General features: G+C 39.4%; 5 protein-coding genes. All 5 read left to right on the top strand.

Features of this window, described 5'->3' with window-relative positions; translation table 11 throughout:
* Positions 1-931, top strand: a 931-nt coding sequence (locus tag AC1DUW_RS26265; RefSeq protein ID WP_477643866.1) for a FliI/YscN family ATPase, incomplete at its 5' end; no start/stop codon positions are given.
* 2 nt (positions 932-933) lie between these two features.
* Entirely contained in the window at positions 934-1,377 is a 444-nt protein-coding gene (gene fliJ, locus AC1DUW_RS26260) for a flagellar export protein FliJ (protein WP_053345326.1), read from the top strand.
* Between the two features lie 8 nt (positions 1,378-1,385).
* Positions 1,386-1,538: a hypothetical protein gene (locus AC1DUW_RS26255; protein ID WP_477643865.1), complete on the top strand. Its 153-nt coding sequence runs from the start codon at positions 1,386-1,388 to the stop codon at positions 1,536-1,538.
* 12 nt (positions 1,539-1,550) lie between these two features.
* On the top strand, positions 1,551-2,003 hold the full coding sequence (locus tag AC1DUW_RS26250) for a magnesium transporter MgtE N-terminal domain-containing protein (protein ID WP_477643864.1): 453 nt from the start codon (positions 1,551-1,553) through the stop codon (positions 2,001-2,003).
* A 29-nt stretch (positions 2,004-2,032) separates the two neighbouring features.
* A partial coding sequence (locus AC1DUW_RS26245) for a hypothetical protein (protein WP_477643863.1) occupies positions 2,033-2,327 on the top strand: 295 nt, incomplete at its 3' end.

The following is a 2,327-nucleotide window of genomic DNA, read 5'->3' as shown; positions in this document are numbered from 1 at the left end:
ACCCAGTCCCATGGAAAGGCCTCCGATTGATGAACCGATTGATGTAGGTGTACGTGTGATTGATAGTTTATTAACAGTAGGGAAAGGCCAACGTGTTGGAATCTTTGCTGGGAGCGGTGTTGGAAAAAGTACTTTGCTTGGCATGGTAGCACGAAATACCACGGCTGACTTAAACGTGATTGGCCTTGTTGGTGAACGTGGTCGGGAAGTCCGTGAATTCATTGAGAAAGATCTTGGTCCGGAAGGGTTAGCCAGATCAATTGTTGTTGTAGCGACATCTGATCAGCCAGCGTTGATGAGAATTAAAGGTGCCTTGACGGCTACTGCCATTGCAGAATATTTTCGTGACAAAGGATTGAACGTGATGCTAATGATGGACTCCGTCACAAGGGTTGCGATGGCCCAAAGGGAGATCGGACTTGCTGTCGGAGAGCCACCCACCACAAAAGGCTATACGCCATCCGTTTTCGCTATCCTTCCAAGACTACTAGAAAGAACAGGCACAAATCAGTTAGGATCCATTACAGCTTTTTATACGGTTCTTGTCGACGGTGATGATATGAATGAACCAATCACCGATGCAGTCAGGGGAATATTGGACGGTCATTTCATCTTAGACAGAAACTTAGCAAATAAAGGACAGTTTCCGGCTCTCAATGTTCTAAAGAGTATTAGTCGTGTCATGAATAATATTGTTGAGGAAAGGCATAAAAAGTCAGCAGAAAACTTACGGGCAAGTTTATCAACCTATATTGAGTCTGAAGATTTGATTAATATAGGAGCCTATAAAAAGGGTTCTTCAAAGGAAATTGATAACTCCATTAATCGATATCCGGAAATCATTTCATTTTTAAAGCAAGGCACTCATGAAAAAGCATCCAAAGATAAGAGTATTATCAACCTCGTAAAATTGATGGAGAAAGGTGATTAGCAATGATTTATCAATATAAATTTGAGAAGATCCTAACCATCAAGGAAAAAGAAAAAAGGGACGCACTTTCTAAATATAATGCTGCTCTAAAAACTTTTGAAAAAGTAGCCGAAAAATTGTATAAGCTTTTAAAGAAAAAAGAAGACCTTCTGGAATTCCAGCAGGAAAAGCTCCGAAATGGATTATCCGTTCAAGAAATTCGCCATCATCAGTTATTTATGGACAATCTGGAAAAGCTCTTAAGCCATTGTCAACAGGAAGTCATTGAAGCCCGTTACAAAATGAATGTCCTGCAGGAAGTATTATTGGAAAGAAATATTGAAGTCAAAAAGTACGAGAAAATGAAAGTAAATGAGTTTCTTAAATTCCTGGATGTCATAAAGGAAGCTGAGAATAAACAAATGGATGAAATATCTATCCGGCAATTCTTTAGCAAAGGGCGTTAGGTGATAGAATGCGTAAAAAAGTTGAATCTACTGGATTAGATGAATTAAAAGAAAATAATATAAGCAAATTTCAATGGTTTCTTGTAATCTTCATCCCTCTAATCTTTGCGGTAACTGTAGCCATGGTAGTTTTCTCAGTTGCGGGGGTTAATGTAGTGTAAAAGGCAAAGGAGATGTCCGCTAAAATCCCCTTCGCCGAACTGATTCAAAAGGATGAGGTAAAAGAAAACTCAGCCAAAGACAATGAGAAAGTTTCAAGAAAAATGGCGAAGTTAGAAACCGAAATAGAAAACAAAGAAAAAGAGATAGAGAAGCTGGAAAGAATAATTGATACACGAGACAAGGCCGTTGAAAAGGCTGAAGCAGAAAAACAGCAGCTTCATTCTGAAGTGAAACAGCTTAGAGAAAGTCAGGATGGGAGTGAAAAGGCTTTCAAAGATATAATACGCACTTATGAAACCATGGCACCAAAGAAGTCAGCTCCTATCATTACAGAAATGAGTGATGAAGATGCGGTTATGATCCTGGCAAGCATGAAAGCTGATACTTTAGCGAAGGTATTAGAGCAAATGACAACAGCAGATGCTGCCAGGTTAACGAAGAGACTAACGGAGCAAAGTTCTTAAGGGGAAGCTTTAAAGGAGGTGAATAATATATGAATTTGGCCATTAATTCTTTATTCCCCTTGGCATCAGTAAGTCAAACTGTTCAATTAAAGCAAAACCAGGGGATGAAATTGGGGTTTGGTTCAGTCCTTCAATCCGCCGTAGGGGCAGATTCAGGCAGTTCATTAGATACTGAATCCTTGCGTCTTTCCAATGAGGAGGTGTCAACTCTAAAGGATTTACTAGATATTTTGAAACTTAACAGTCTAAGTGACCTTGAGGAAGAAAGTGTTGCTGATGATCCTTTAGTAAACAATCAAGGGGATGTTAGAACCCTCCTATTCC

The sequence above is a fragment of the Peribacillus sp. P4_C12 genome, assembly GCF_056402095.1.
Note: the sequence above shows the minus strand (reverse complement) of the source record. Positions and strands in the feature narration are given on the sequence as shown.

Coding starts and splice junctions, on each gene's coding strand:
- fliJ (WP_053345326.1), top strand. CDS start 934: ATGATTTATCAATATAAATTTGAGAAGATCCTAACCATCAAGGAAAAA.
- AC1DUW_RS26255 (WP_477643865.1), top strand. CDS start 1,386: ATGCGTAAAAAAGTTGAATCTACTGGATTAGATGAATTAAAAGAAAAT.
- AC1DUW_RS26250 (WP_477643864.1), top strand. CDS start 1,551: ATGTCCGCTAAAATCCCCTTCGCCGAACTGATTCAAAAGGATGAGGTA.